This is a genomic window from Cognaticolwellia beringensis, assembly GCF_002076895.1.
GTDB classification, from domain to species: domain Bacteria; phylum Pseudomonadota; class Gammaproteobacteria; order Enterobacterales; family Alteromonadaceae; genus Cognaticolwellia; species Cognaticolwellia beringensis.
In genome coordinates this window covers 2983222-3009959 of sequence record NZ_CP020465.1, presented here as the reverse complement: position 1 = coordinate 3009959, position 26738 = coordinate 2983222, and the positions used below count along the sequence as shown (strand labels likewise).

Here is a 26738-nt window from a genome sequence, read left to right as displayed (position 1 = left end):
TTTATATTTTCTTCGATTTGGGTGATATTCATTTAAGGCTGTGTTCCATACATATCATGAATGATTTATTAGTTAACTTATTGGTGTAGCGCACTATTTTATTTATTGATACTATCGAATATAGCGCTAATTTGGTAGCTTTAAGTTCAATCTGTATATTTGAGCAATATTCATACCTTCTGCATCACCAAAACCTCTCGCCTCAAAAATACCTTAGCGCTAATCAAATCCGACACTTTTAGAATCGCTTTATACGCTTTAGTACAGGTGAATTTGCAATCACTTTACTTTTACCAGGAATATCTTTGTAATTGCTGAGTTTTTTGGTTTGTTCACCGTTAGATCCCACAAGATAGTTTTCATAAAGTTTTTTCATTTTGTCAAGAGGAACTAATAAACGTTTTTGGAGTGTTAGGGGCAGTGAAAAGTTAGCTAATAAATTCTCCGCATTAACAACTTCTTCAGTGTAGGTTTTTGCTAACATTGATACTTGTTTAAAAAAAACAAAATGCTTATCATATTTGGCTTCCAAACCATCCACTTCTTGTTTCTTGTCATGTAGTTTCTGCTTAATAACTTCCCCTTCTTTAAGCGCATGTTCTTTCTGATGATTTAAAGAAATAATTTGTTCTTTTATTATTACTAAGTCACATTTCATTTTTTGAATCACATTGTTCAGTTGTTTTTCTTTACTTTTTGATACTTCAACTTGCTCTTTTAACTCTGAAATTTCTTGCTGCAATAACGAAGTTGTTTTTTCCAGTTTTTTCCCTTGTAACGTAAGTTTTTCTTTATTTTCTTTTAATGGTTTTTCATCATTTTCAAGTGAAAGTAGTCTACGTTTTTGAGAGTCAATTTTCTTTGAGGTGATCGCGTATTCTTTAAGTTCGCTATGCTTTGCTTGGCTATGCAGTTTCCCCCTTTTTAAACCAAGCGATTTCATTTCACCAGCATACTCATCATGAAGCGTATACAACCAACTTTTAGTCACAATATCTTTCGCACACAATTTATTCTCGAATACTGAACTAGACTCAACAGAATTTTCATGACTGTGATTTGAGTGTTTTATACTAACGACTTTTTCAATCACAGGTAGAAAAAAAGCATGTATGTGAGGTGAACTCTCATCAAGGTGCAACTGTGCTTGCAAGAGTGTTTTTTTAAACTTTACTTTCAGCCACTCAATGCTTTTTTGGTACCACTTTTGTAAAGCAACTTTATCAGCGTTATCTAATGAAAAAGGTTTTCCTTTATCGACAATAAAATATTCAGGTGTGGCAGTAAGCAATAATTCAATCGCAAAAATGGCGTCTTTTCTTTTTGCTGAAACATTGAGTTCATCCATCCTACAGTAAGCTGTTTCCAATAACGTTTCACTCGCATCTTCTTTACGAAAGTAAATACTCTTTATCTTCTTTGTTCCATCAGCATTTGGAACATTCATTTTTCTTTTGTTGTGCTTATCAGCAGACAAGAGTGCCCTCTTGTTTAGTTTTTTTATACGAATGATGCTGTAAAGTTTTTTGCTATCTTCCATGATAATCTCCAAGAGACATTAACTGTGTATAACCTTAGCTGGCCGTTAAATAAAACCTATCACAATGACTATACTTTTTTACCTTGGTTTCGATAAATTTCATAGAAGTGCTGTTTTTGACGCATTTTAAAAGTCTACTGTGTGTTAGACTTTAGAGAAGAGACCAGATTAATAGCTACCTTATTTGGCTGGCCTGAGGTGGGATATTGTCAATAATAATTCGGTTATAAAATCTGAACACGACAACACTCTGCTAAAAAGAGTTTCTTAATGTTACTTACCCCCTTCTCATCAATGGACGATTTCACTGTTATTTTAATGTTTTCTCCCGTCATTACTGTGAGTTTTTTTGGTCGTAAAACCTGTAGACATATACCATATTTACCAGTAATTTCAGAACCAAAACTGTCATTGTCACAATTTGATTTTACATAATAAAAGGTATCGTTTTTAAAGGAGAAGTATATACACTTATCAGACAACCAAGCATCAAGTTCAAGTAACTTTTTTGACACGAAATCGTTATGATTTTTTAATGTGGAGTCAATTGTTTCAAGTAATATTTTAGGCAGTTTTGTGCACACGTCAGCACAAATTTCAGCGATTAATTTTAAATGTGCAAGCGACTTTTCAGCCTTAGCAATAGACCAATTGGGTGGCAATAAAGTTGCATTACTAATCCCGTCTGCAAGTTTAATAAGTTTCGCATTTCTGGATGCTAAATGTGCATTCTTTAATTGCGCTTTTTTCCTACTTTCAAGGCATAAGCCTTTATCATCTGATACCTCTAACACTGTTGACATTACTTCAGTTCCAAACTCAATTTCAAGTTGACTCGCTGTCACTTCAGTGTCTTCAATAACATCATGCAGAAGAGCAGAGATTAGCAATTTATTATCTTTATAACCTGCACGTATTAGTATACTGACAACATGATTTAAATGGCTAATATAAGGCATAAGATCACCTTTTCTTTGTTGATGTAAGTGAGCTTTAACAGCTAATTCAAATGCCTTAAAGTAATCAAGTTCATGCTGCAACAAGTTCATCTTTCACTTCCCTCCCAAAACAATACACTGAGTGAAAAGATACTATCTGAATAGCTTTGATAAAAGATGTTTGAACTAGTTTACTCCCAACCACATTTAAAGGTTCAGTCTCACATATAATATTTATAAACATATCACTAAACTCAGGGAATTCTCGTGCAAGAAATAATGATATTTCATTTACTAAATCAAGATAATTCATGTCTTGATTAACCGTCATATCGAACTTTTTAGAAGGACCTACATACTCATAAAACAGTGCATATAGCCCGCCAAAAACCATAGCATAGTCATGTTCTAATTGTGTTTCAAACTTAATGGAAACAATATTATGAAGGAAGTGCCAGACCGAACTTTCGATCCAAAAATCAATTGTAATTCCTTGCTTAATCTTCAAAGCTAAGCTCGATTCGAATAGTTGTAATAACTTAAGGATTTTCTTTGTCTTCACACTTTCAAATATCTCACGAGTCGATTGCTTGCAAGCTAGTTCAAGACGTTTTTCATCGAAAGCATACCCTTGATTTTCCAACGCCAAACGGCTACTTATAATGCTAGTTGATATGACTCTCCAAACTGAATTTGACTTTATTGCTTCAACAAATGCGAAGCCACCTATAGCGAAGTTTTGGTTTTCAACCCTATTCATAGCAGTACACATTTGAACTCTTGATTTACCATCGCATAACGTTAGTTGGTAAAAAAAACCCTCAATTAAGTCATAGTGTTGTGCATCAATTACACGGTAAATACCATGAATACGCTTGAACTTTTGAATATCTCGTAATGCTAATGTTTTATAATAATGTCTCATAGGTTTACCTCTAGTTGATTAAAAAGCTTATTCGCTTCACGCCCGTCTTGTCTCGTTAAATTAGGAACATAATTACTATAAATATCGAATAAAATTTGGGTACTTTGATGGCCAAGTTGTCGGGCTATCCATTCTGGATTTTCCCCCGATGCAAGCCATAATGTCGCGCATGTATGACGACTGTTATAAGGTCTACGCTTATTAATATTTAACTTCACCAACAGCGGATACCAAATTGATTGTGTAATATAGCTTTGTGTTAATGGTTTACCCTTTTTATTAAAAACAAACTCGCTTGTTTCACTTAACCTTTTCAAACGCTTCAATGCTGAATATAAAATATCCGTCATGTGTATAACTCGATCGGAACTCTGGCTTTTTGTAATGCCAACCACACCATTGATAATGCTTTCGTTAATAATTATTTGTTTGTCGTCAAAATGGACATTTTTCCACCTCAACCCATGAAGTTCACCAGTACGAAGGCCACTAAAAAACCTTACAATAAAGTAGTCTTTGAATTTTTTAGGAGAACCTTTTATTATTTGCGAAACTTCATTTAGACTAAATGGAACAACCATTTGCTTTCTCACAGTTAAGCGCTTGATATCTAGCGTTGGCCGACAAAACCCGAACCTATCGGCTGCCTCATTCAAAATCGCACAAAGTATCCCTATAATTCTATTAACGTACGAGGCAGATGGTTTAGATTTGAAATGAATAGCATTACTGTCGGAAGTTCTCATTAATTCAGAACGAAATTTTAAAATATCCGCCTTGGATATTTCATATAAATAACACCCTCCAAACTTCTTATTTAGCTTTTGATCTACCAAATAGATAACAGTCTGCCTATAGCTAGATCGCCACGATGGGGACATTTCAGTTACCCATTCTTTCGAAAATGTATCAAATCGTTTTGCATTAGCGGTATTACTCACAACGTTGGAAAAAAGTTTGGCTTTTTTACTGTTCGGGAAAATTTCAGCATAATCAAAACAGCCAAGAGTCATTGAAGCGTCCATTTTATTTATTAATGCTTTTAGCTTGCGTCGATTAGTTAGCGAATCCTTCATAGCTGTTTGTTCCCTACATCTAACACCAAGATGACGAAAGTCTATATAAAGCTTTCCAGTTTCTTTCCTTACATTTACAGTTGTCATCTTAGCCACCAAAAGTATCATTTGTGATACTATAATGTATCACAAATGATACTTTGTCAACGATTATTTAGTCTGTCATCAAAATATTTGATATCATTCTGAAAAACTTCATAGACTTAATTTGCAATGATAAGAGTAAACTTCACGCAACATCTATTAGAAAAAAGCGCTGAACAAGGAAGGCACATCACAATTGATGATGTGGCAAAAGAGTCAGGTATTAGCCGAATAACGCTAATGAGAATAAAGAAGGATCCTACACGGGGAACTAATACTGATATTATCGACAAGCTTTGTACTTATTTTGATTGTTCGCCAGGTGACTTGCTTATTCACGAAATCGGCTAAAGCAAATACTCGGCCTATTCGTAAATAACGCAACAGCAGTGCTATAAAATGACAACTCTTTCAATTGTGCACTACTTTCACTATAGCCATTTCAGCGACAAGCTATAAATAACAAAGTGTTGAATTGTTTACAAAGCAAGCCGCCTATTCAATGAAACCAAATCTAACTGACTTTCATACATCAGCATGCCTTTTAACTACCCTAATGATATACGCAAAGCCATTTATGCTGTTGGTGTGATAGCGTCACTATTAATGGAATTTCAACGATAACAGGATTGACAAGAAATACTTTGTCGCGAATTTAAACTTCCCTCCGACTTTAAACAACGATTGGTGTGATCAATAAACTTTGCGAGTTTTTTGATTTCAAGATTGAAAATTTAGTACTTATTATAAATAATTATCTTGATGAGTAAAAAATTTAAAATTTTTAAATTATCGATTTAGCTTTCTTTAATAAGCATTAATATTTAGGCATGCCAATAGGCATATATAAAAACAAAAAGATAATATTTACAAATAAATTCAACAAGATAAAGTTATAACTCGATTCCCCCCCGCTCCACCAAAATAAAGTCCTTTTTTAGTTTATTCGTTATACCTAGTAACTTATAGATTTGGCCATAGTCTGGTAACAGACTATGATAAAAAAAACCGCTTAATGGCGGTTTTTTTATGTCTGGAGTTTAATGTGTACCTGACCCCATTGAATACATTTAGACATGTAGATTTCCCAAGCTTTTGATTTAAATATAACGCATTAAGGGGTAATGCATTATATTTAAATCATTATTGATACAACAACACTTATGAGTTATATTTAACGCATAAGCAGGCAATGATTTAAATATAATGCATAAAGACACTGATTTTCTACTAATATCAATTGGTAAGCTTGTTAAGAGTGTAAGATCTGAAACAATGGATCAAACTGAACTTGGAAAAAGAGTAGGTGTAAGTCGTACAACAATATCATCTATTGAACGTGGTATTGGAGTGAATTCTAAAGCATTATTTAAAGTAATCTCCTTTTTAGATTTAGCGGATCTAATACAAGAAGCAGTTAATGAACGTTTCGAATTACTTGAAACTAACCGCTCACGCAAATCGAGAAAGACTCGTGAGGAACTATCCAATGACTTCTAGAGCATTTGTATTTATTGATGGCCTTGAAGATAGACCTATCGTTTGTGGGGTTGTTACGCTTGATTCTAAAAAAAAATATGGTGAGTTTCGATATGGAAAAAGCTATCTATTAAGAGATGACGCTTTTGCACTTGACCCACTTAACTTACCTCTTAATGGCAATATATTCTCAACAACCAATCAAAAAGGTGTATTTGGCGTTCTTTTAGATGCTGGAGCTGATTCTTGGGGAGAGAAGATTATACTTTCATTGCATAAAACCAAACCTAAAGATCCTATTGAATTTTTGCTAGCTGGTGCAGGTATGGGTGTTGGTTCATTAGTTTTTAGTCTTTCTAGTAGCTCTTCAAAATCAAAAGTAAATAAAAATACATTGGGCGATATTCCAATGTTACTAAAAGCTAAGGATGCCATATTAAATGATGAAGAAATTCCAATAGAAGCTAAAAAAGCTTTTGAATATGGTTCAAGTATGGGGGGAGCTAGGCCAAAAACAACTGTATCAGATGCTGGCATCACATATTTAGCGAAATTTAATCGTCCAGATGACTTATTTAATCACGCAAAAGTAGAACATGCTTCTATGAATATGTTGAAAGAACTAACTAGCCGAGTTGCGACTACCAAAGTATTAGAAACAGACAATGGAGATGTATTACTTGTCGAGCGTTTTGATTTGTTAGGTACTCGACCAACTCACCATTTTATTAGTGCAAATTCACTAATAAATTTACGTTCAGTAAATAACTCTTCGCTAGTTGAACGTTATAGCTACGGTTTTTTATCTGAATTCATTTTGAAGCATAGTAGCGTTCCAGATGATGCTTCAGAATTATTCCATCGAATGGTGTTCAACGTTTTAATAGGCAATACGGATGATCATACTCGTAATCACGCATTTTTGTATTCATTTAAAAACAAAGACTGGCGTTTATCTCCTGCATATGACGTTCTTCCAATTAATGCAAATAATCAACATGGAATTGGTATTGGACTAGATGGGCGTAATGGGACTATTGCAAACTTGCTGTCGCAATCAGAACGATTTGGCTTAAAGCGTTTTAAAGCAGAAAAAATTATCAAAGAGGTCTTGGACTTAGTATCTCAATGGCCATACTACTTCAAAGAACATGGCGTTGGCGATGGCGATCTAGAGCGTTTGAAGGCCGTTATACCTATTCATTTACACTCTTAGTATTAAGCTAAGAAGGGCTTAAAAATTTAAAATCAAAAAATTAGGCTCTTTCGCATCATAGTCGATGAAGGATACGAGGGTTTTATCCAAAGATTTCCCTCGAACTACTAAGTTCTATAAAATATTATAGATAAAAGCTCGTTTTCAATAATATCTTTCCCAAGGTTTTAACACAGATATATTAAAGCTCGTATATAGCTCCACAACAATGTGGATCAACTTTAACCTAGCTCTACAAGACTATTTTAAAGAATATTATTTACTTTAAGTACAATCAAATACTTAACACATCCACCGAAGATGTAGGTTTTTTGGACGGGGGTTCGATTCACCCCCGCCCATCAAAATAAAGGCCTTTTTCAATCCATTAGTTATACCTAGTAACTTTTAGATTTGGCAATAGATTGATAACAGTCTATATTGAAAAAACCGCTTAATTGCGGTTTTTTTATGTCTGAAATTTAAATGTGTACCTGACCCCATTTAATAATCGCGCTATTTATCATAATTGCTGGCAACCTGCCCTTAAAAGATCAGGGATTAAGTTTCGTAAACAATACAATACTCGTCATACCTATGCTTCAACTATGCTGACCGAAAATAAGCCTATTGCATGGGTAGCTAGACAATTAGGACACAGTGATATAGCTATGACTTTAAGTACTTACGCACGTTGGATACCTGAAAACAAATAATAGGATAATTATATTCCACCAAGTAAAAAATAGTTAAATAGTATTTATGCTTAACTGATGTGGCATCTTTCTGTGGTTTTGTTATCACTCCCCAAAAATGATGAATTCGTAGCTAAAAAATAATTCTTTTGAGAAGTTAATTAAGTATTATCACTTCCTGAATTAGAAAGTTAAAAATAAAATTAACTAGTTTAATATTTTTCTCGCACTATCCAACTTTGATGTTAAACTTACCTTACTTAGAGAATATATCTCTGAAAAATACAATATATAAGGGAAATGTGTGTTAAAAAGATTCACTGTGGAGAATTTTGCGTCATTTAAAGGTGAGCAAAGTCTTGATATGACAGCAAGTCGAACTGAAGTTTTACCTGACCATGTGACAAATTTTAGTAATGTAAAACTGCTAAAGTCAGCGGTAATCTATGGTGCAAACGCATCAGGTAAATCAAATTTAATTAAAGCAATTGATTATGCTAAAAAAATTATAACTAAAGGTCTAAATGATGTTGATACATATAATAGACACTTTAGACTAGATGATGCTCACCTTACTAAAAAAACAACATTTGAATTTGAAGTAGAGCTGCAAGGGCTTTTTTATTCCTATGGTTTCAGCTCATTACTAAAAGAAAAAGAAATTCAAGAAGAATGGCTTTATGAAATTGGAAAAGCTAAACCTAATTTAATTTTTCAAAAAAATGGTTCTAACATTGAATTTGGAAGTCAACTTAGACATCCAGAAATTAGGGCTCGATTCGATATATATAAAGACGATATGAAGAATCAAAAAAGTCAATTGTTTTTAACTGAAATTGCAGACAAAGAATTAGAATACGAAGGCGTTAAAATTTTCAATGCATTACATAATTGGTTTGATGAAAAATTAATAGTTTTATACCCTGAAAGTAGATTTTCTGGAATGGGACATATAAGCAATGATCATACAGATAACCTTTCTAAATATTTATGCAAATTTGATACAGGTATTGTTGATATTGAGAGTATTGACGAAGATTTCGATAGTAACTTTAAAAATATGCCTGAAGAATTTAAAGCTGAAATTGAAGCTGTAATGTCGAAAAAAGATGTTAAAGAGATATACATAAATGACGAAAGAAAAAACTATTTTATAACTGTTTACAAAGATATTTCTGGTGACCTTAAGGTAAAAAAATTAGGTTTAGTACATGGTAAGACTCAAAAGCATATTTTTGAATTAAAAGATGAATCGGATGGTACTAAAAGATTATTAGATTTCATTCCATTGATAAATAAATTTTCAGAGGATTTTACAATAATCATCGATGAGTTTGATAGGAGTTTACACCCCAAATTGACGAAAGAGTTTTTCGAATTATTTTACAAGTTAAATAAATCAAAATCGCAGTTTATTGTGACAACTCATGAATCGACTCTATTGGATTTAGAGCTGCTAAGAAGAGATGAAATTTGGTTTGTTGAGAAAAATGATGAAGGTATGTCAAACTTATTCTCTCTAAATAAATTTAAAATTCGATATGATAGCAAAATTGAAAAAGCATACTTGTTAGGTAGGTATGGGGCTGTCCCTATATTTAAGTTATTTGATGAAATTGATAGGGATATCGAGAATGGGGTTTAAAGATAGAGCTTTTGGTGAGCCAATATATGACGTTGGAGTGGAGAATCCTAAGATAGTTATTATTATCTCTTGCGAAGGCAGAAACACTGAACCTGAGTACTTTAACACAATAAAAAAGAAGTTAAATGAACATATACCTGCATTAATAGAGATAGGTGTTGTTCCTAAAGATGATAATAAAAGCGCGCCTCAGCAAGTCATGGATAATTTGGAAAGCTTCATAAAAGATAAATATGATTACAAATCAGATTATGACAAATTATGGATAGTCTGTGATACAGAAAGTGATGATGAAGCTCGTAAAAAACAAATCAAAGAAATTATGCCTATTTGTGACAGTAAGGGATATTTTTTAGCGATTTGCAATCCATTATTTGAGTTTTGGTTACTACTACATATTGTTGATATTAGTACTTACGACCAAGGTGTTTTATATAGAAACAAATGGGAAACCTCTTCTAAAAAGAGACGTTACATCGACAAAGAGCTTTCAAATCAATTAATAAATGGTTATTCAAAAAAAGCAGGGAAATTTAACACTAATATAGTTAGCCTTGAAAACATTAGAAAAGCTTTAGAACAAGAAAGGCTATTTACTAATAATAAAGATAGTATTATAAATAACCTAGGCTCAAATCTAGGTGACTTAATAAGAGATATAATTCCTAATATATAAATTTGGAGTTTACTTACAAATCATGAAATATCTACTTTATATATTAAACCATCCATTTAGTGGTTATAGTTAGATAATTAGTTTAATTCAAAAAATATTTTCCCTAAATAAAGATATATAAAATTTTCATTTAGAACTTGTTTTACCAATACCACTACTAAGGCACTGATATAATTATGTTTTACAAAGGTTCGATTCCCCCCCGCCCCACCAAAATAAAGTCCTTTTTTAGTATACTAGTTATACCTAGTAACTTTTAGATTTGGCAATAGATTGGTCACAGTCTATATTGAAAAAACCGCTTAAATGCGGTTTTTTTATGTCTAACGTATTGTCGCTGTAATATTCAATAATAATTCATACCCTTCTCTTAGTTTTCTATAGCTCTTTGATAAAAATAAATTATGACTGCACAACAATAATCTAAGACCAACAACTCTGACCCCATTGATTCACCCCATCAATTTAATCAGCCAAGCTGGCAAACATAAAAAAGCCCTAAGAAATAAATCTTAAGGCTTGATAAGTAATCACAGTGAGATATTAAACCTCAGGGATTTCAGTCTCAATATCCGTAGCTGGCTGTTCTACAACAATATGGTCAACCCGCTGTAGGCCTCTTGGTAGTTTATTACCTCGACGACCTCGCTCACCTTTATAATGCTCAATATCGCTAGCTTTTAGTGTTAGCTTGCGCTTACCAGCATGCAAGGTAACAGCGCTATCAGGCGGTAAAACTTCGAGCAGTGTTACATATTCTTCGCGCGCTTTTGCTCTTGCGGTAGGAATGTTAATGATTTTATTGCCTTTACCTTTACTTAAAATGGGTAAGTCTTTAATCGGGAAAACCAGCATGCGTCCTTCCGAAGTAATTGAAAGCACTAACTCTGTATCTAAATTGCTGATCACTTTTGGCGTCATCACCTTCGCGGCCGCAGATAAACTTAATAATGCCTTACCATTTTTATTACGACTAACCATATCGGCAAAGCTACCAACAAAACCATAGCCTGCATCACTGCTTAATAGGTAACGGCATTCGTCATCGGCCATAAGTACTTTTTCAAAGTATTCACCACTGGCCAAATTAAAACGCCCAGTTAGCGGTTCACCTTGGCTACGCGCTGTGGGAAGACTATGGGCGTCAGTGGCATATGCCCTACCCGCGGAGTCAATAAACACCACAGGGCGATTACTACGCCCTTTGGCTGAGCATAAATATTCATCGCCTGACTTATAGCTTAATGCTCCTGCGTCAATGTCATGACCTTTAGCACAACGCGCCCAACCTTTTTGAGATACAACGACGGTCACTGACTCACTTGGCATAAGATCTTTTTCAGATAAGGCTTTCGCCTCACTGCGCTCAACAATAACTGAGCGGCGATCATCGCCATATTTTTCAGCGGCTTCTAGAATTTCTTTTTTCATTAAGGTATTCATGCGAACTTTAGAGCCCAGAATTTTCTCAAGGTATTCACGTTCTATATTGAGTTCTGCTTGCTCAGCACGGATCTTAATTTCTTCAAGCTTGGCAAGTTGGCGAAGCTTAATTTCTAGTATCGATTCGGCTTGGCGTTCTGAAAGTTCAAAACGTGAGATTAACTCCGCTTTCGGGTCATCATAGCCTCGAATTATCTCAATAACTTCATCGATATTAAGATAGGCGATTAATAAACCATCTAAAAGATGCAGGCGTGCCAATACTTTATCTAATCGATATTGTAAGCGACGACGCACAGTTTCACGTCGATACTCTAACCATTCACTTAATATTGTTCTGATATCTTTAACGGCAGGCTTATTGTTCAAACCAATCATGTTTAAATTCACACGAAAGTTTTTTTCCAAATCTGTGGTGGCAAACAAGTGCTGCATAAGTTGTTCTATATCAACACGATTTGAACGTGGAACAACAACTAAGCGAATTGGGTTTTCATGATCAGATTCATCTCGTAAATCAACTACCATTGGCAGCTTTTTAGCCTGCATTTGATTGGCGATTTGTTCTAATATTTTTCCACCTGATGCCTGATGAGGCAGTGCGGTAATGACCACTTCGCCATGCAACTGTTCATAGACAGCACGCATTTTTATGCTGCCGCGACCGGTTCGATAGATTTTTTCAATATCGGCTTTAGGCGTTATAATTTCAGCGTCTGTTGGGTAATCTGGCCCTTTGATAAAGTCGAGTAGTTCCGATAACTCGGCTTTGGGCTGTTCAATAAGGTGAATACACGCGTTGGCCACTTCTCTGACATTGTGTGGTGGTATATCTGTCGCCATGCCCACCGCAATGCCGGTAATACCATTGAGTAATATGTGCGGTAAACGCGCAGGTAAGGTTTTAGGCTCCTTCATGGTGCCATCAAAGTTAGGCGACCAATCAACCGTTCCTTGACCTAATTCTGCCAGTAAAACTTCACTAAAGCGTGATAAACGCGCTTCGGTGTAACGCATGGCGGCAAATGATTTTGGATCATCTGGTGCGCCCCAGTTACCTTGCCCGTCAACTAACGGGTATCGATATGAGAATGGCTGCGCCATTAATACCATAGCTTCATAGCAAGCAGAATCACCATGGGGATGAAATTTACCTAATACGTCACCAACAGTACGGGCAGATTTTTTATATTTTGCTAATGCCGACAAGCCAAGCTCAGACATTGCATAAACAATACGACGTTGCACCGGTTTTAAGCCATCACCAATATGCGGTAATGCTCGATCCATAATGACGTACATAGAGTAATTTAAATATGCTTCTTCAGTGAACTGTCTTAATGGGCGCTGTTCAATACCGTCTAAACTAAAGTCGATTGCATCTGACATGAAGTATTTTCCTAAAAAGTTCGATTAATGCCGAATTATTAAGCGTAACTTTTATTATTATTGTTCTGGGGGTAGCTTAGCTGATTATACCGGTGGAAAGAACACTTTTAGGCGATAAATGTCATAGAAATTTGATAATTTAATTTTCTTTTATATCGGTAGAATAGCTACATACTTGGTTACGACCATTGGCTTTTGCTTGATACATAGCCATATCTGCCGCATGTAATAAGTTATCAAAGTTGCCTTTAACATCTTGAATGCTAGCAATACCAATACTGACAGTAACTTCAAGATTATTTAATTGATTGTCCTTGGTGTCGTTTTGAATTTTTTCACGTATATGTTCTGCAATTGCACGCGCTTGCTCAATGCTCGCATCAGGCAAAATGGCGGCAAACTCTTCATCACTAATACGGGAGAAAAAATCTCTAGAGCGCATAGTCTCACTTGCTAACGCCGCAACACGACAAATAACCTTGTCGACAACATCATGACCAAGTTCATCGTTGATCATTATAAAGCTATCGATGCCCATCATCAAAACACTCAGTTCCTTATCAGCTGCCTGTGCTTGTGCCATATATGTATCGCCACTGGAAAAAAAAGACCGACGGTTAGGCAACCGCGTTAAACTATCTCTTTTTGCTAGCAACTTTAACGCTCTTCGAATTTTAAACTGTCGTAAAAGCAGCAAAAACAAGACCATTCCAGCAACAATAAAAATAGTAATATTACGATGCTGCTGAATGCGTTCAGACTCTGCACTTGCTAGTGCATAATGTTTTATCTGGCTATTCTGGGTAAGTAATTCATTTTCTTCACGCTTTTTTTCTATATTGTATTTTTCATTTAATTGCTTAACACGATGTTCTTTTTGTTCTTTTAAATGCGAAAAATACTTTTCAATGTATTGTTTTTTACTGTCATAAGCCTTCTGAGCTTCGCCTTTTTTTTCATAAATGTTGGCTAGTATTAAGTAAGTATTAGCAAATAACGGAGTATCGAGTTGTTTTTTAGCCAGCGATGACTCAAGCTTTATCGCTTTATTGAGCCAATTAATCACTTTATGCTCTTGACCTGGTAAGTTAGCAATATTGCCGCGTATAACATTTAATAAGTATTGCTCTGCAACATTAAGCGTCAACGAAGACTCATTCAACGCTAATAATTTTATTTGTGCGGCGGTTTTGTTTTGCTCACTCAAGCTTATTAGCGATAATATTTCTGCATTTATAGCCAAATCTACTAGTAACTCTTGCTGCTGAACATCAGAGCTTTCTAGTATATTAACGCCCTGTTGCTTATCCTGAGATTCTTCAGCCATTGCACTAGTATTGACTAAAGTGTTTATTAATAGAGATAAGCCAACAAATACGGCGGCCCGTAACTTAATAACTTTATTCATCACAGCTAACCTTATTACGACCCGACTGTTTAGCTTTGCTAAGTTGTTCGTGGGCGGCTTTTAATAAAGTTGAAAAGTTAGCATAATTGTCTTGCTCAAAAGTAGTAACACCAATGCTTATCGTTAATTTCTTTATCTGTTGAGTTTTCCATTTCGCACTTTCGATATTTTTTCTAAGGTTCTGCGCCACTTCAATGGCTTCACTCTTAGTGGTATTTGGCAGTAACGCGATAAATTCTTCACCGCCATAGCGGCCAAAGAAGTCATTTTCTCTCATTAAACGTTGGCCTTGTAGCGCAACTTCCTGCAATGCTTTATCGCCAATGCTGTGTCCAAACTGATCATTAATATGCTTAAAGAAATCAATATCTATCATATAGATACTAAAAGCCTGATTTTTCGATTTCGCTGTCGAGAAATATGTTTCGCCTAATTCGAGTAACCTACGACGATTTGCTACCCCGGTTAAAATATCAGTTCGCGTTGCACGAATTAACCTTCTTTGGCCTTTAACAATTCGAAACAAACACCATGCCAATACCAACGTAAAAACCGCTAACACAGCCACAAGTGCTTGACGATTCTTAGCAGCAAGTGTCATTTGTTGTAACTGCAAGTTTTGTAACCGTTGTTTTTTCTCTAGTATAATTCTATGACGTTGAGCCGTTTCGCTTTCATATTGTAATCTTAATTCATCAATTTCGGTGGTTTCACGTACCTTTTTGTAAGCTATAGACTGAATAAAATATTGTGATTGAATTTTATATGCTTGATTATAATGACCTAAAGCGTAATGTAATCTAGCACTTAAATCGAGTAAATTTAACGCGCTGGTATCATAAACATCGCTCGATTTCCCTTCGAGTAAAACTTGCGCTTGCTCTAGGTTTAGTAATGCTTCTTGATAGTTTTCCATTTTTTCAAGTATAAAAGCTTTTTCTATCAGATATTGCAGCTTTACAAAGTGCTGCTCAACCTCTTTAACATACTCGCCCGCAAGAATAATATACCGATAAGCATTTTCAATATCTGGCTCTGCTTTTTTCAACAACGCTCTCGATAAATTTCGATAAATGCTGGCAATAAATTGATTACTCGTATTAGGTTGAATTTCACTTTCCAGTATTCGATTAACTTTGATAGCTTGTTCATAAAGCTTTTGGTTCGTATGATTAATCGCAACATTATTCAAACTATTAAGCGCATAATTATGCTTACCTGCTTTCTTAAAATATTGATAAGCCTGTTCAAAATAAGTGTTAGCTTGACTTTGCTCACCTATATAACTGTATAAAATGCCCAATTCACTATTAATATCACCTAACAAGGCATCATCTGATAATTCATCAGCAATTTGTAATGCCTGATTAAGAACGATGAGTGATTGTTTGTAATCTTTCTTTAAATATAATATCGCGCCAATATTGATCAACCCTCGAGCGGTTAGTTCCTGATCATTCATTGACCGAGCGACGTCTAAACCGTTTTGATAAAGTTGAAAAGCACCGTCGAAATCACCAAGATTCTCCATTGAAAAACCTTTTGTATATGCAAGGTCTGCGATAAATATGCTCGGATTATTCATTTTCTTAGCAAGTTGTAATCCTAGCTCTGACGATGCTTCGCTTAAGCTGTAAAGGGCTTGATCGGCATACGCCGCAGACTGAATACGATAGTAATTCACTTGGTTGGTGATGGGTTGGGTGTTTAATGCTTCTTTATGCTTATTTAATAAAATTAGTGCGGCTTTGGGATCACTGTTGTTGAGCTGTTCTGCCCGTAACAAAAACGTATTAAAGTCATTATCCGTTAGTGACTGCAAAGCGTTTGATTTACAAGATATTAACAATAAAATAAACAGAATGGGGGCACTATTTTGAAAGATTAATTTTACAACGCTTTTCAACAAATTTTCGCCCCAACAGCTTACGCGATAATGTACAAATTACAGTATAAAACGAATTAGTGTAAATAATAAACTATTATTTTTAGTGAAAAATATTACGATGACAATAACATGCTAACATATTTTTTAATATTATTTTTCAGTCACTTGCCAATAACTAGCTTCTATTCTATTGCCATCAAGATCAATAATAAAACAACCGTAATAAGGGTCACCATACTCTGGCCTTGCCCCTGGCTCACCATTACAACGTCCGCCTAAGGCAATTGCGCAATGATAAAAGTCATCAACTTGTTTTTTACTTAAGGCCACAAAACCAAAATGAACACCATTACCCATTGTTGCCGGCTTTTTATCAAAAGGTTGTTGCAGCCAAAATTCAGGATAGCCTTTACCGTATGCCACCGCGTGTTCATATTCGCTGACCAACTCTATACCCAAAATGGCTAATATTGGCGTGTAAAATAATTTGGCCCCAGTTAAGTCATTAGTGCCTACAGACGCATGACATATACTGCGTAAAAGACGATGCTCTATCATAAACTCTCCTTATTAAACGCAAAAAGGTATAGTCTAGAGGCTATACCTTTTTTAATTCATGCTAAATTAGTGTAATACCAAGTTGATTAGTTAACTGCTCATTGTTAATTGAGCGATGAAGAATCAATCCAATTCAACCATATCACCTTTAGATTGCAACCAATCTTTCCGATCGCCTGCCCGCTTTTTAGAGAGCAACATGTCCATCAATTCCATAGTTTCTGAATGGTCGTCTACGGTTAACTGTACTAAGCGACGCGTGTTCGGATCCATGGTAGTTTCACGTAATTGTAATGGATTCATTTCACCTAGACCTTTGAATCGTTGTACGTTGACTTTACCGCGCTTTTTCTCTGCTTCTATACGGTCCAAAATACCGTCTTTTTCTGCTTCATCTAGTGCGTAAAATACTTCTTTACCCACATCAACACGATACAGTGGCGGCATTGCAACATAAACATGCCCAGCTTGTACTAAAGGCAGAAAATGTTGGGTAAATAACGCGCAGAGTAAGGTCGCAATATGTAAACCATCGGAGTCGGCATCGGCAAGAATACAAATTTTACCATAACGTAGTCCCGTCAAATCATCACTATCAGGGTCAATACCTAAAGCGACAGAAATATTATGCACTTCTTCTGAAGCTAATATTTGTCCTGAGTCAACTTCCCAAGTATTTAAAATTTTACCACGCAGCGGCATAATGGCTTGAATTTCACGATCTCGTGCTTGTTTTGCACTACCGCCAGCCGAGTCACCCTCAACTAAAAAAAGCTCAGTACGCAAAATATCTTGGCTACCACAGTCAGTTAACTTACCAGGTAAAGCGGGGCCTTGGGTGACTTTTTTACGAATAATTTTTTTGCTAGCACGTAAACGGCGCTGAGCATTAAAGATACAAAATTCAGCTAATGTTTCCGCAATACTTGTATGCTCGTTCAACCATAAACTAAAAGAGTCTTTTACTACCCCAGTAACAAATGCGGCACATTGGCGAGAAGAAAGTCGTTCTTTAGTTTGACCGGCAAATTGCGGGTCTTCCATTTTCACTGAAAGAATATAAGAACACTTATCCCAGATATCATCTGGCGTTAACTTAACACCTCGTGGCATCAAGTTTCTAAATTCACAAAATTCACGCATTGACTCTAATAGGCCTTGGCGCAGCCCGTTAACATGCGTTCCGCCTTGTACTGTCGGAATTAAGTTTACATAACTTTCACCAACTGACTCGCCACCTTCTGGTAACCAAGTCACCGCCCAGTCAGCCGCTTCATGTTGCGAGCTAAAACTGCCAACAAAAGGTTCTTCCGGCAAGCTTTCATAACCTTTAACCGACTCTTTTAAGTAATCGACTAAACCATCTTCGTAGCACCATTGATATTTTTCATCTTCGTTTTTATCATGAAACTTGATGGTTAATCCGGGACAAAGTACAGCTTTAGCTTTTAATAAATGTACGAGTCTTCGAGCTGAAAACTTGGCAGAATCAAAATAACTAGCGTCTGGCCAAAATTTCACACGTGTACCGGTATTACGACGACCCACGGTACCTGTTTCTCTTAACTCTTCTACTTTATAGCCACTTTCGAAAGCCATTTCGTATACTTTACCGTCGCGCCTAACTGACACGTCTACTCGGGTAGACAAGGCATTGACGACTGAGATCCCCACACCGTGCAAACCACCAGAAAATTGATAATTTTTATTGGAGAACTTACCACCGGCATGCAACTTACAAAAAATAAGCTCTACCCCTGACACTCCCTCTTCTGGATGAATATCAATGGGCATACCACGGCCATCATCAATAACTTCTAATGACTGGTCTTTATCAAGAATCACAGTAATATTTTGTGCATGCCCTGCTAATGCTTCATCAACAGAGTTATCGATTACCTCTTGGCCTATATGATTAGGACGCGTGGTATCGGTATACATGCCAGGACGATGGCGTACAGGGTCAAGGCCACTTAAGACCTCAATGGAGTCGGAATTATATTGTTCGCTCATTTATATGTTCTGATCATTAGGCTGTAATAATGGTAAATTAAAAAATAACGCGATTTTAGGCAAGGAATTTTCATAGTTAATAAAACTATGATCGCCACCTTGCTCCACGACCAATTGGCAATGACGGTATTTTTCAACGGCTTGTTGGTAATCTAACACTTCATCACCGGTTTGTACCATGACCAAGTAATTATTTTTAGATATATTTTGCTGTTCGAGCGCTTTTAGTTCAACTATATGTTGTACGTTAACTTGATAGCGCTCTTTGGTATAAGGGTTTACCTGTTCACCGAGATAATCTGTCATTAATTCGAAGGGCTTAACCGCTGGATTAATCAGCACAGCTTGGAGTTGATATTTTTCAGCTAAGTAAGTGGAAAAATAGCCACCCAAAGATGACCCCATTAATAACCAGGTAGCACTAGGTTCCAGCGCAATAATATCTTCAAGTTGTTTAATAGCGCTATTGGGTGAAGACGCTATTTGGGGACAGTGAAAATTTATTTCAGGAAAATTTTGTGCAAAATATTTTCGCGTATTCTCCGCTTTCATCGATAGTGGCGATGAGTTAAAACCATGAATATATAAAATATTAATCATTGTGACTTATTTTCTCTTTATGTTTAGACAAAGAACACCTTACAGGTTATTTCGCCTGTCTCTGTAAGGGTAAATAGTTGATAGCCCGGTGGTTGTCCATTCGACTTCGCAGTCTCTGAATTTACATCGAACTGTATTGATGTCGCAGGACAGGCATATAAATTTATCTCTCTATCTGGCAGTTTTACCGGCAAAGTTAACGCTTGATGAATATGACCGCAACCAAGTGCTTTAATTGAAGGATACTCGGTTAGCAATTGTTGCAAAGGTGCTTTATTGAGCAAGCCATGATGATCGATAAAAAAGCCAGCATCAACAGCATGATGATGTGTTAACAGCAATTGCGATTTGGTTGAGTTAATTATACTGCCTGCCCTATCACATTCCACTTCATCAATAATACCTGCGGGGGTAGCACTTTTACTTTCTAACAACAGCACTTGCCAATAATCATTTTCGATTACGCTATCTTGACAAAATGGCGCACTGGCAAGGTACTTTTTTAGCAGTGCTGGTTCGTCATGGTTTCCCGCCACATAATAGACCGGCGTGGTAATTTCGCATTCTTCAAAAGCGTTAACAAACAGTTCATAAGATGCTGCGGTATGATCTTGCGTTAAATCACCTGTGAAAACGATGGCATCAATTAATGGCTGTTTTTTTATTGCCAACAGTACATTTTTTAAATTTTGGTATACATTCGCTTGATGGTGTTTGCCATTGCGATCTGCGAATAAGTGGCTGTCACTTAATTGCGCAACAGTAAGTGCTTTAGGGATTATTTTCTGTAACATTAGCTTAAGAGTTTTTAGTCATATTGATATGCACTTGGCCTAATTGTAAACAAAGCTGTAACCACTCTTTTAAAAAATAGTTCACTTGTTGTTTCTCATCAGGTAAATGCATTTTGTCATTGGGGTAATCATAACGTGGCTGTATCTGCTTTACATCTTGATTGCTGATCACTTCAGCCATGCGGGCGTCATGATACAAGCGAACCACCATTTTCGGACGAAATAATTCGGTTAAATTATAGCCGTGAATATTTGCTTCTTGGTTAATCGTCAGTAATGTTGTGTATTTTGTGACTTCATTAATCTGAACTCGATAACTTAAAAAGTCAGAAATAAAGAAACAGCGCTGCTCTCCTGCCAATTCTTTATCAGCAAGTACACGCAGCAGCAACATATAATTGACCTCAAACAAGGACATTAAAGTTGGTAAATGTGGACGATATTTTTTTGCAACAACAGACATTTATTTCCAGCTTGATTTAAGCTTATCAAGATTTAGATCTAACCATTGTAACGCAATAATAGTGGCAGCATTAAGTATCTTTCCCTGTTCAAGTAATTTCTGCGCATCTTTTCGTGCAACCACGTGAACTAAAATATCTTCACCTTCGGACTCTAATCCATAAACACCAGAAACATTCTCGCTATCTACACATGCACAGTAAAGGTGGATACACTCACTCATGCCGCCAGAGCTTGAAAGGTAATTCATCACTTTAATCACTTTATCAGGCGCTAGATCTAAGTCAGCCTCTTCTTTTGCTTCGCGAATCGCGACGTCTAGTGGTATTTCATTTTCTGAAAACATACCGGCAATGAGCTCTAATTGCCAAGGACCTGTGTTACTGCGCAATGCGCCTGAGCGAAATTGTTCAATTAATATTACCGAATCTGTTTTCGGATCATAAGGTAATAATCCAACAGCATCTCCTCGTTCAAAAACCTCTCGTTTTAATACTTTGCTGTAGCCCCCCGCATAAAGCTTATGACGAAATAGATACTCATCAATAGCGAAAAAACCTTGATATTTTCTTGATTTTTCAACTACCTCTACATCAGCTAAACTAAAGCGTAATAAAGGATCTTTGGTCATACTCATGATTAACTCTCTTCTGTTTAAATATATAATTTTCGATTCACTCGCACTTAACATTTTGTTACACTAGAATACCTCCCTAAACACTTATTTTATTTAGCTAATTCCCTATTCGCGATAAGATAGTTACAATTAGAAAGATAATAGCAAGTTCATTATTACAGGAATCGCTTCAAGATGAAAAAAACAATAACCGCACTATTTATTGGCTTTGCATGTGCTGCAAGTAGCTCTTTAGCTAATGCCGAAGATTTACTGTCAGTATATCAGCAAGCAAAAAACAATGATCCGGTTGTTCTTAGAGCGCATGCGCAATTTTTAGCGACAGAAGAAGGTATTGAACAAGCGAGAGCTATATTATTGCCACAATTAAGTGCATCAGCAAGCTATACAGAAAGCGAAAGTGAATTTATTCCTACATCAGATACTGGCCAATCATCAGGCCTACTTCTGACGAATAAAAGTGATACGACTCGCTACGGTATTAATTTAGACATGCAGTTATATAATCATAGCTCTTGGTTAAAACTCGATAATGCCAAGAAAGTTGCCCACCAAAGTGATGTTACTTATCAGTTAGCCAAACAAGATTTAATTGTCCGCGTAACGCAAGCATATTTTCAGGTATTAAGCGCTAAAGATGATTTAGAGTTTTCCATTGCTGAAAAAACAGCTATCGAACGCCAGTTAGAACAAACTAAACAAAGATTCTCTGTTGGTTTAACTGCGGTTACCGATGTTCATGAAGCACAAGCGCAATATGACAATGCCGTAACGGATGAAATCAGAGCAGAAAATAAAGTATTTAATGCCGAAGAAGCTTTACGTGTTATCACCAATATTTATCCTCGTGATTTAAATATTCTAAATACTGAGCGCTTTAGTACCTCTCGTCCATTTCCTGATAGTGCTAACGAATGGCAACAAACTGCAGAAGCTAAAAACCTAGAATTAATCGCAGAAAGAATAAGTATTGATATTGCCAAAGAAAATATTAACATTGCTAGATCTGGTCATTACCCTACATTAAGCTTAACTGGCAGCTACGGTAGCAGCGATCAAGATAATGAAGTCAACGGTACTAATTTTAATAACCCATCACTAGATAGTCACTCAATTGGCATTGCTTTATCTGTGCCTATTTATTCCGGCGGCGGAATAACAAGCAGTGTACGTCAAGCACAAAGCAACTATGTTGCCGCGAGCCAGAATATGGAACAAGCATATCGCAACGTAGTACGAAACACACGTAACGCATATAATACGGTAATCGCAGCAGTATCAGCCATACGTTCATTAGAGCAATCAGTAGTGAGCGCACAAAGCGCATTAAAAGCAACTGAAGCAGGCTTTGAAGTGGGTACACGTACTATTGTTGATGTACTTAACAGCACCAGAAACCTATATAACGCCAAGCGTAACTTATCTTCTACTCGTTATGATTACATTCAAAATGTATTAGCACTAAAACGCGCTGGCGGAACGATTACTGAGCAAGATTTAGCGGACATTAACCAAGGGTTAACGGCCACGCTATAAAACCTATCATGTATTGAAGTGATAAGTACTAGCATCAAAAAAGCAGTATTTAATGTGAGGGACTAACTAATTGGAGTGATAATATCACTCCAATTAATTAACAAATAACAGTTAACAGTTAAAGCCAATAAAAACATTCTATAAGAATAATTATACTCATAAAAACTTAATGCGTATCACTAATAATTTTGAATAATTACAATTAATTACCTTGTCACAGCCAAAATATCCATTCAATAATATCAACCTCTTACAATTATTAACTTTTTTATTGCCCCTCCATTAGCTGATTGATTTTTATATGTTTAGTGTCGGTTTTTTTTACAAAAGTCAATTACCCTTAATTCCAAATTACACCAACCACCTGAAAAATAAGTATTTTTTTTAGCTGGCTTAATAATTGCTTATATATAAATTAATAACAATTTATTTTTACACTACCAATCCAAAATCAATGAAAAGTGATTAATAAGGAATATTTCATGAAATTAAAATTTTTACGGGCTGCTGCGGCAGGTTTGATGTTGACTGTTTGTAGCATTGCAAATGCAGGATTAATAATAAACAATTTTGGCTTAACTTCATCAGATAATACAATTACTTTTGATGAGATTGTATTTGCAGGAAATACTGTTGTAGACACTCAGTATGCAAGTCTAGGGTTAACATTTACTAGTGGTCTGAAATACGATGCTCAGGGTTCATCTTCATTTCCTGGTATCTCAGGTCATTACCTTGGAAATTTCACTCCAGTTATTAATCCGTTTTCAATCTTTTTTAGTGATGATCAAACCGAAGCTGCATTTGGCTTGGCTACAAATCCTCAAACAACGACATTTAACGCTTTATTAAATGGGGTATTGGTTGAATCGTTTTCAACTAGCACTTCTGCCAACAATTCATCACAAGGGTTTTACGGATTTACAGGTATCTTATTTGATGAAATTCAAGTTGCTAGTAATTCTGGTTCGGCTTTAATTGATAATATCCAGTTTAATAATTCATCATCCACAGCAGTTCCTGAACCTTCAACTTTAGCTATTTTTGCTCTAGGTATAATGGGATTGGCGGCTAGACGATTTAAAAAGCAATAATTCCTTCGTACATCCCAACAAGAAAAGCACCTTATATTGCAGGTGCTTTTTTATTGACAATTTAAGAGATATATTCAGGCTCAATATTAACTTCAAACACCTCTGGTTTGATGCTCGACTTAATAGACGATTTTTCCTTTATTTTTCTAACGATAGTCAACCTTTCAACGCTAAATTCAAGGATATCCTGCACATTAAACGTGTTATCAACTAATCCCATGTGTTGTGCTGGTGTTTTAGGGACTTGGTTCTTTTTAAATTTGTTCTTAGTGAGTGATTTTTCATTGGTTAAAACAAAATTATTATAAACCCTAAAAATATCTAACAACATGGCAACATATTTGGGGTTATAAGCCCCGTAACCATTCCATTTTTTACTACTCGTTGCTGTTGGTAGCGGTCTTTCCACCATATTGATCCGTCTACGTGACATTTGAAAATAGTTATCAACACCATGCAGTGAAACATTATAATAAGCGGTTGTATCAATAGGAGTTAATAATTTGAAATCAACATCTTGCGTTGCTGGCATAATATCGTGATGACGATACCATTGTGATTTAACATTTTCTTTTGGAGCTAAATTTACTAAAAACTGCTCGATGTCTGCACATTTAATTTTTTCATCACTTACCCCTTTAGATTTCCGTAGCAGTATCGCGGTTAGCCGTTCTTGTTTTATCAAATCATGATAAATAGCAGGTATAGCCCCTTCAAAGCCAGAATCGTTATCGGCAAATAAATTTACATGATCAACCGTATTATAAAATCGTTTTAATTTTTCAAGGTGCGTTAATAACACATAGGTTTGATGTACTAGCAAATACCTTTCAGGCGTTTTAGTAGCTAGTTCGTCATTTTCTACTGGTTTTAGTGAGCTATCATTATTAGAGATAACATACTGAGCATATCTTCGTTTATAATTATCTTTTTCTGAATCTTTATATTTACGGGCTTCACGTTTGATAAATTTATCATCAGAAGTGTGATCAAGATTCAATGTGCTAGATAAAACAAAGCGAGTATCATTTTCAACACTACATAAGTTTGATAAACCGATCCTTTTGCTTTCACCACCTTTTCTCCAATTAGTATAAAATTTCATTTTATCCATACTAACGTTAAGTGTCTTACCCTTTAATTTATGGAGGTTTTTTTGGGTATGGTATTCTTCAAATTGAAGACACTGCTGATGAAAGAAGGCTATTCTGCCATAAATTGTTTTTGGCGCAATTTCCAAGGTATCTACTAAGCCATTAATGATACCTTTTCGCATTAATGTAATGAAAAGCTGAACATTAACTTGGCTATTTTGCTGCCCCTTTTGAGGGTTGAGTTTGATATTAAACTGAGTTGCACAATGTTTACATTTAACCTGTTATGAGTCGAAATCATTATAGTTAAGAAAACCAGCTGCAAGCTCCTTATTTCTGCGAGAACGAGGTCTTTGGAATATAACTTTATTTCTATTTACCATATCCTTTTTCTTGGCTCTACCATTTAGCTGATATAACTCAGGATGTTCAAATATATTTAGGGTTGAATTTAGACAAACAGGCTTGAGTTTTTGGAACTCTCGTTCTTTACCATTCACCTTTTTAGTGATTGAATGATATCTTCTACCATCAGTAAATTCATTTGCATGACTAGGCAATTCGCCAGTATTGGGACAAGCTTTAATCTTCAGTGAGTATAATGATTGCACTCTATTTAATTCAGTTAAAAAAGCTCTGTTGTTAACAAAGAAACTAGATGAACCGCATTTTTTGCATTTAAAGTCTAATTTTCGCTCATTGGTATTAACAGATTGAAATTCATAATTATCATCTAGCCCCCTAGCTGGTTTACCATTAACTAATTTAGGCTGTTTGATTGGTACGCCATAGTTTTCACAAAAGGTATTACGGCAGTAATTTAACTGAATGCCATTTGAGGCTCTTGGTACTGGAAATTTTTCAGGTGCTTTATGTTTATTATCTTGAGGTGTTTTACTTAATGGTTTTATTTTTGGATTATCAAACGTAATAAGCAATTCTGCGGTCTTTTCCGCATCATACAGTGCAGAATGCGCTTTAGACGATTAAAAGTTAATGTCAAAGCGTTTACAAGCTTTAACTAGACTAATATTTCTCTTTAACTTAAACCGATTTGTTGCCTCAATCATTAAACAACGTGATTTTTGCTTTTCTAATTCAGTGGTATCAATACCAGCTTTTTTAAATTCACAAATTAAAAAGTCAAAATCAAATTTACGATTGAAAAATATTAAGGTAGAATCTTTTATATAATAATAAAAGTTTTGAGCAATATCTTTGAATTTTGGCTTGTCTTTTAAGAACGAATCTTGAAGTTTATGTTTATCAAATGCTTCATCGGTTGATTCTTTACCGTCAGGATCAAGGTAAGTTTGAAATTTGTTGGCGGTGACAGTTTTCTTAATTATTTCAACAGCAGCAAGTTCAATGATTCTATCCTTGCGATAAGCAGGGCTAAAGCCAGTAGTTTCAGTGTCAATTACCAAAAATCGCTTCATCTAAGTCTCCACAATCACCCCTATATACCAATTATAGTACATAGTGCTTAAAATTGCGTAGCCATCTCTTTATGATTTATAAAAGGATTGTTAATCACATATTGATTTGTATTTAGATTTGTTACGTAAT

At 35.5% G+C, this 26738-nt stretch carries 24 protein-coding genes; 8 read left to right on the top strand and 16 right to left on the bottom strand.

The features are described 5' to 3' along the window. Nucleotides 1-238 precede the first annotated feature (238 nt). From mobV to B5D82_RS12735, 4 genes are all read right to left on the bottom strand, one after another. Complete coding sequence (gene mobV / locus B5D82_RS12750; protein WP_081152027.1) at nucleotides 239-1540, bottom strand: MobV family relaxase; 1302 nt, start codon at nucleotides 1538-1540, stop codon at nucleotides 239-241. 224 nt (nucleotides 1541-1764) lie between these two features. Continuing rightward, a complete protein-coding gene (locus B5D82_RS12745) occupies nucleotides 1765-2589 on the bottom strand; it encodes an HD domain-containing protein (protein WP_081152025.1) in 825 nt (274 codons plus the stop codon). After that, entirely contained in the window at nucleotides 2570-3403 is an 834-nt protein-coding gene (locus B5D82_RS12740; protein ID WP_081152024.1) for a hypothetical protein, read from the bottom strand. The genes B5D82_RS12745 and B5D82_RS12740 overlap by 20 nt, the downstream gene beginning before the upstream one ends. Then, the gene (locus B5D82_RS12735) at nucleotides 3400-4566 is read right to left on the bottom strand and encodes a site-specific integrase (RefSeq protein WP_172820645.1); all 1167 of its coding nucleotides are present in this window, start codon (nucleotides 4564-4566) and stop codon (nucleotides 3400-3402) included. The genes B5D82_RS12740 and B5D82_RS12735 overlap by 4 nt, the downstream gene beginning before the upstream one ends. Before the next feature lie 126 nt (nucleotides 4567-4692). Here B5D82_RS12735 and B5D82_RS12730 point away from each other — a divergent pair, with 126 nt between their 5' ends. The 6 genes from B5D82_RS12730 (at nucleotide 4693) to B5D82_RS12705 (ending at nucleotide 10253) form a co-directional block, all read left to right on the top strand. Continuing rightward, nucleotides 4693-4914: a helix-turn-helix domain-containing protein gene (locus tag B5D82_RS12730; protein ID WP_081152020.1), complete on the top strand. Its 222-nt coding sequence runs from the start codon at nucleotides 4693-4695 to the stop codon at nucleotides 4912-4914. A gap of 924 nt (nucleotides 4915-5838) precedes the next feature. Further along, a complete protein-coding gene (locus tag B5D82_RS12725) occupies nucleotides 5839-6063 on the top strand; it encodes a helix-turn-helix domain-containing protein (RefSeq protein WP_216628992.1) in 225 nt (74 codons plus the stop codon). Next, nucleotides 6053-7258, top strand: a complete 1206-nt coding sequence (locus B5D82_RS12720) for a type II toxin-antitoxin system HipA family toxin (RefSeq protein ID WP_081152017.1) — start codon at nucleotides 6053-6055, stop codon at nucleotides 7256-7258. The genes B5D82_RS12725 and B5D82_RS12720 overlap by 11 nt, the downstream gene beginning before the upstream one ends. Nucleotides 7259-7725: 467 nt before the next feature. After that, on the top strand, nucleotides 7726-7953 hold the full coding sequence (locus B5D82_RS20330) for a tyrosine-type recombinase/integrase (RefSeq protein WP_081152015.1): 228 nt from the start codon (nucleotides 7726-7728) through the stop codon (nucleotides 7951-7953). A gap of 283 nt (nucleotides 7954-8236) precedes the next feature. Further along, a complete protein-coding gene (locus B5D82_RS12710) occupies nucleotides 8237-9577 on the top strand; it encodes an AAA family ATPase (protein WP_081152014.1) in 1341 nt (446 codons plus the stop codon). Beyond that, on the top strand, nucleotides 9567-10253 hold the full coding sequence (locus B5D82_RS12705; protein ID WP_157673896.1) for an RloB family protein: 687 nt from the start codon (nucleotides 9567-9569) through the stop codon (nucleotides 10251-10253). Before B5D82_RS12710 ends, B5D82_RS12705 begins: the two co-directional genes overlap by 11 nt. A gap of 543 nt (nucleotides 10254-10796) precedes the next feature. Here the strand turns inward: B5D82_RS12705 and parC are convergent. The 9 genes from parC to B5D82_RS12660 form a co-directional block, all read right to left on the bottom strand. After that, nucleotides 10797-13085 (bottom strand): DNA topoisomerase IV subunit A, encoded by a 2289-nt coding sequence (parC, locus tag B5D82_RS12700; protein WP_081152011.1) that lies wholly within the window; start codon nucleotides 13083-13085, stop codon nucleotides 10797-10799. Nucleotides 13086-13224: 139 nt separating this feature from the next. Further along, complete coding sequence (locus B5D82_RS12695) at nucleotides 13225-14493, bottom strand: GGDEF domain-containing protein (RefSeq protein WP_081152009.1); 1269 nt, start codon at nucleotides 14491-14493, stop codon at nucleotides 13225-13227. Beyond that, nucleotides 14486-16402, bottom strand: coding sequence for a GGDEF domain-containing protein (locus tag B5D82_RS12690; protein ID WP_081152008.1), 1917 nt, complete (start codon nucleotides 16400-16402; stop codon nucleotides 14486-14488). The genes B5D82_RS12695 and B5D82_RS12690 overlap by 8 nt, the downstream gene beginning before the upstream one ends. A gap of 129 nt (nucleotides 16403-16531) precedes the next feature. Then, entirely contained in the window at nucleotides 16532-16939 is a 408-nt protein-coding gene (locus B5D82_RS12685; protein ID WP_081152006.1) for a VOC family protein, read from the bottom strand. Nucleotides 16940-17062: 123 nt separating this feature from the next. After that, nucleotides 17063-18952 (bottom strand): DNA topoisomerase IV subunit B, encoded by a 1890-nt coding sequence (gene parE / locus B5D82_RS12680; protein ID WP_081152005.1) that lies wholly within the window; start codon nucleotides 18950-18952, stop codon nucleotides 17063-17065. Then, nucleotides 18953-19552, bottom strand: a complete 600-nt coding sequence (locus B5D82_RS12675) for a YqiA/YcfP family alpha/beta fold hydrolase (protein ID WP_081152003.1) — start codon at nucleotides 19550-19552, stop codon at nucleotides 18953-18955. Nucleotides 19553-19575: 23 nt separating this feature from the next. After that, the gene (locus B5D82_RS12670; RefSeq protein ID WP_081152002.1) at nucleotides 19576-20346 is read right to left on the bottom strand and encodes a metallophosphoesterase; all 771 of its coding nucleotides are present in this window, start codon (nucleotides 20344-20346) and stop codon (nucleotides 19576-19578) included. Nucleotides 20347-20350: 4 nt separating this feature from the next. Beyond that, nucleotides 20351-20809, bottom strand: coding sequence for a DUF1249 domain-containing protein (locus B5D82_RS12665; protein WP_081152000.1), 459 nt, complete (start codon nucleotides 20807-20809; stop codon nucleotides 20351-20353). Then, nucleotides 20810-21445 (bottom strand): NUDIX domain-containing protein, encoded by a 636-nt coding sequence (locus tag B5D82_RS12660; protein ID WP_081151999.1) that lies wholly within the window; start codon nucleotides 21443-21445, stop codon nucleotides 20810-20812. It lies immediately after the preceding gene. A gap of 174 nt (nucleotides 21446-21619) precedes the next feature. Between B5D82_RS12660 and tolC the strand changes: the two genes are divergently transcribed. Both tolC and B5D82_RS12650 read left to right on the top strand, forming a co-directional pair. Further along, nucleotides 21620-22981 (top strand): outer membrane channel protein TolC, encoded by a 1362-nt coding sequence (gene tolC, locus B5D82_RS12655; protein ID WP_081151997.1) that lies wholly within the window; start codon nucleotides 21620-21622, stop codon nucleotides 22979-22981. A 482-nt stretch (nucleotides 22982-23463) separates the two neighbouring features. Then, nucleotides 23464-24075 (top strand): PEP-CTERM sorting domain-containing protein, encoded by a 612-nt coding sequence (locus B5D82_RS12650; RefSeq protein ID WP_081151996.1) that lies wholly within the window; start codon nucleotides 23464-23466, stop codon nucleotides 24073-24075. A 61-nt stretch (nucleotides 24076-24136) separates the two neighbouring features. Here B5D82_RS12650 and B5D82_RS12645 read toward each other — a convergent pair whose 3' ends face one another. The 3 genes from B5D82_RS12645 to B5D82_RS12635 all read right to left on the bottom strand — a co-directional run bounded on the left by B5D82_RS12645 (nucleotide 24137) and on the right by B5D82_RS12635 (nucleotide 26608). Further along, on the bottom strand, nucleotides 24137-25315 hold the full coding sequence (locus B5D82_RS12645; RefSeq protein ID WP_157673895.1) for a hypothetical protein: 1179 nt from the start codon (nucleotides 25313-25315) through the stop codon (nucleotides 24137-24139). 138 nt (nucleotides 25316-25453) lie between these two features. Continuing rightward, the gene (locus B5D82_RS12640) at nucleotides 25454-26107 is read right to left on the bottom strand and encodes a hypothetical protein (protein ID WP_081151993.1); all 654 of its coding nucleotides are present in this window, start codon (nucleotides 26105-26107) and stop codon (nucleotides 25454-25456) included. Between the two features lie 48 nt (nucleotides 26108-26155). Then, complete coding sequence (locus B5D82_RS12635) at nucleotides 26156-26608, bottom strand: exonuclease domain-containing protein (RefSeq protein WP_081151991.1); 453 nt, start codon at nucleotides 26606-26608, stop codon at nucleotides 26156-26158. Between the last annotated feature and the right edge of the window lie 130 nt (nucleotides 26609-26738).

Coding starts and splice junctions, on each gene's coding strand:
- mobV (WP_081152027.1), bottom strand. CDS start 1,540: ATGGAAGATAGCAAAAAACTTTACAGCATCATTCGTATAAAAAAACTA.
- B5D82_RS12745 (WP_081152025.1), bottom strand. CDS start 2,589: ATGAACTTGTTGCAGCATGAACTTGATTACTTTAAGGCATTTGAATTA.
- B5D82_RS12740 (WP_081152024.1), bottom strand. CDS start 3,403: ATGAGACATTATTATAAAACATTAGCATTACGAGATATTCAAAAGTTC.
- B5D82_RS12735 (WP_172820645.1), bottom strand. CDS start 4,566: ATGACAACTGTAAATGTAAGGAAAGAAACTGGAAAGCTTTATATAGAC.
- B5D82_RS12730 (WP_081152020.1), top strand. CDS start 4,693: ATGATAAGAGTAAACTTCACGCAACATCTATTAGAAAAAAGCGCTGAA.
- B5D82_RS12725 (WP_216628992.1), top strand. CDS start 5,839: ATGGATCAAACTGAACTTGGAAAAAGAGTAGGTGTAAGTCGTACAACA.
- B5D82_RS12720 (WP_081152017.1), top strand. CDS start 6,053: ATGACTTCTAGAGCATTTGTATTTATTGATGGCCTTGAAGATAGACCT.
- B5D82_RS12705 (WP_157673896.1), top strand. CDS start 9,567: ATGGGGTTTAAAGATAGAGCTTTTGGTGAGCCAATATATGACGTTGGA.
- parC (WP_081152011.1), bottom strand. CDS start 13,085: ATGTCAGATGCAATCGACTTTAGTTTAGACGGTATTGAACAGCGCCCA.
- B5D82_RS12695 (WP_081152009.1), bottom strand. CDS start 14,493: ATGAATAAAGTTATTAAGTTACGGGCCGCCGTATTTGTTGGCTTATCT.
- B5D82_RS12685 (WP_081152006.1), bottom strand. CDS start 16,939: ATGATAGAGCATCGTCTTTTACGCAGTATATGTCATGCGTCTGTAGGC.
- parE (WP_081152005.1), bottom strand. CDS start 18,952: ATGAGCGAACAATATAATTCCGACTCCATTGAGGTCTTAAGTGGCCTT.
- B5D82_RS12675 (WP_081152003.1), bottom strand. CDS start 19,552: ATGATTAATATTTTATATATTCATGGTTTTAACTCATCGCCACTATCG.
- B5D82_RS12670 (WP_081152002.1), bottom strand. CDS start 20,346: ATGTTACAGAAAATAATCCCTAAAGCACTTACTGTTGCGCAATTAAGT.
- B5D82_RS12665 (WP_081152000.1), bottom strand. CDS start 20,809: ATGTCTGTTGTTGCAAAAAAATATCGTCCACATTTACCAACTTTAATG.
- B5D82_RS12660 (WP_081151999.1), bottom strand. CDS start 21,445: ATGAGTATGACCAAAGATCCTTTATTACGCTTTAGTTTAGCTGATGTA.
- tolC (WP_081151997.1), top strand. CDS start 21,620: ATGAAAAAAACAATAACCGCACTATTTATTGGCTTTGCATGTGCTGCA.
- B5D82_RS12650 (WP_081151996.1), top strand. CDS start 23,464: ATGAAATTAAAATTTTTACGGGCTGCTGCGGCAGGTTTGATGTTGACT.
- B5D82_RS12635 (WP_081151991.1), bottom strand. CDS start 26,608: ATGAAGCGATTTTTGGTAATTGACACTGAAACTACTGGCTTTAGCCCT.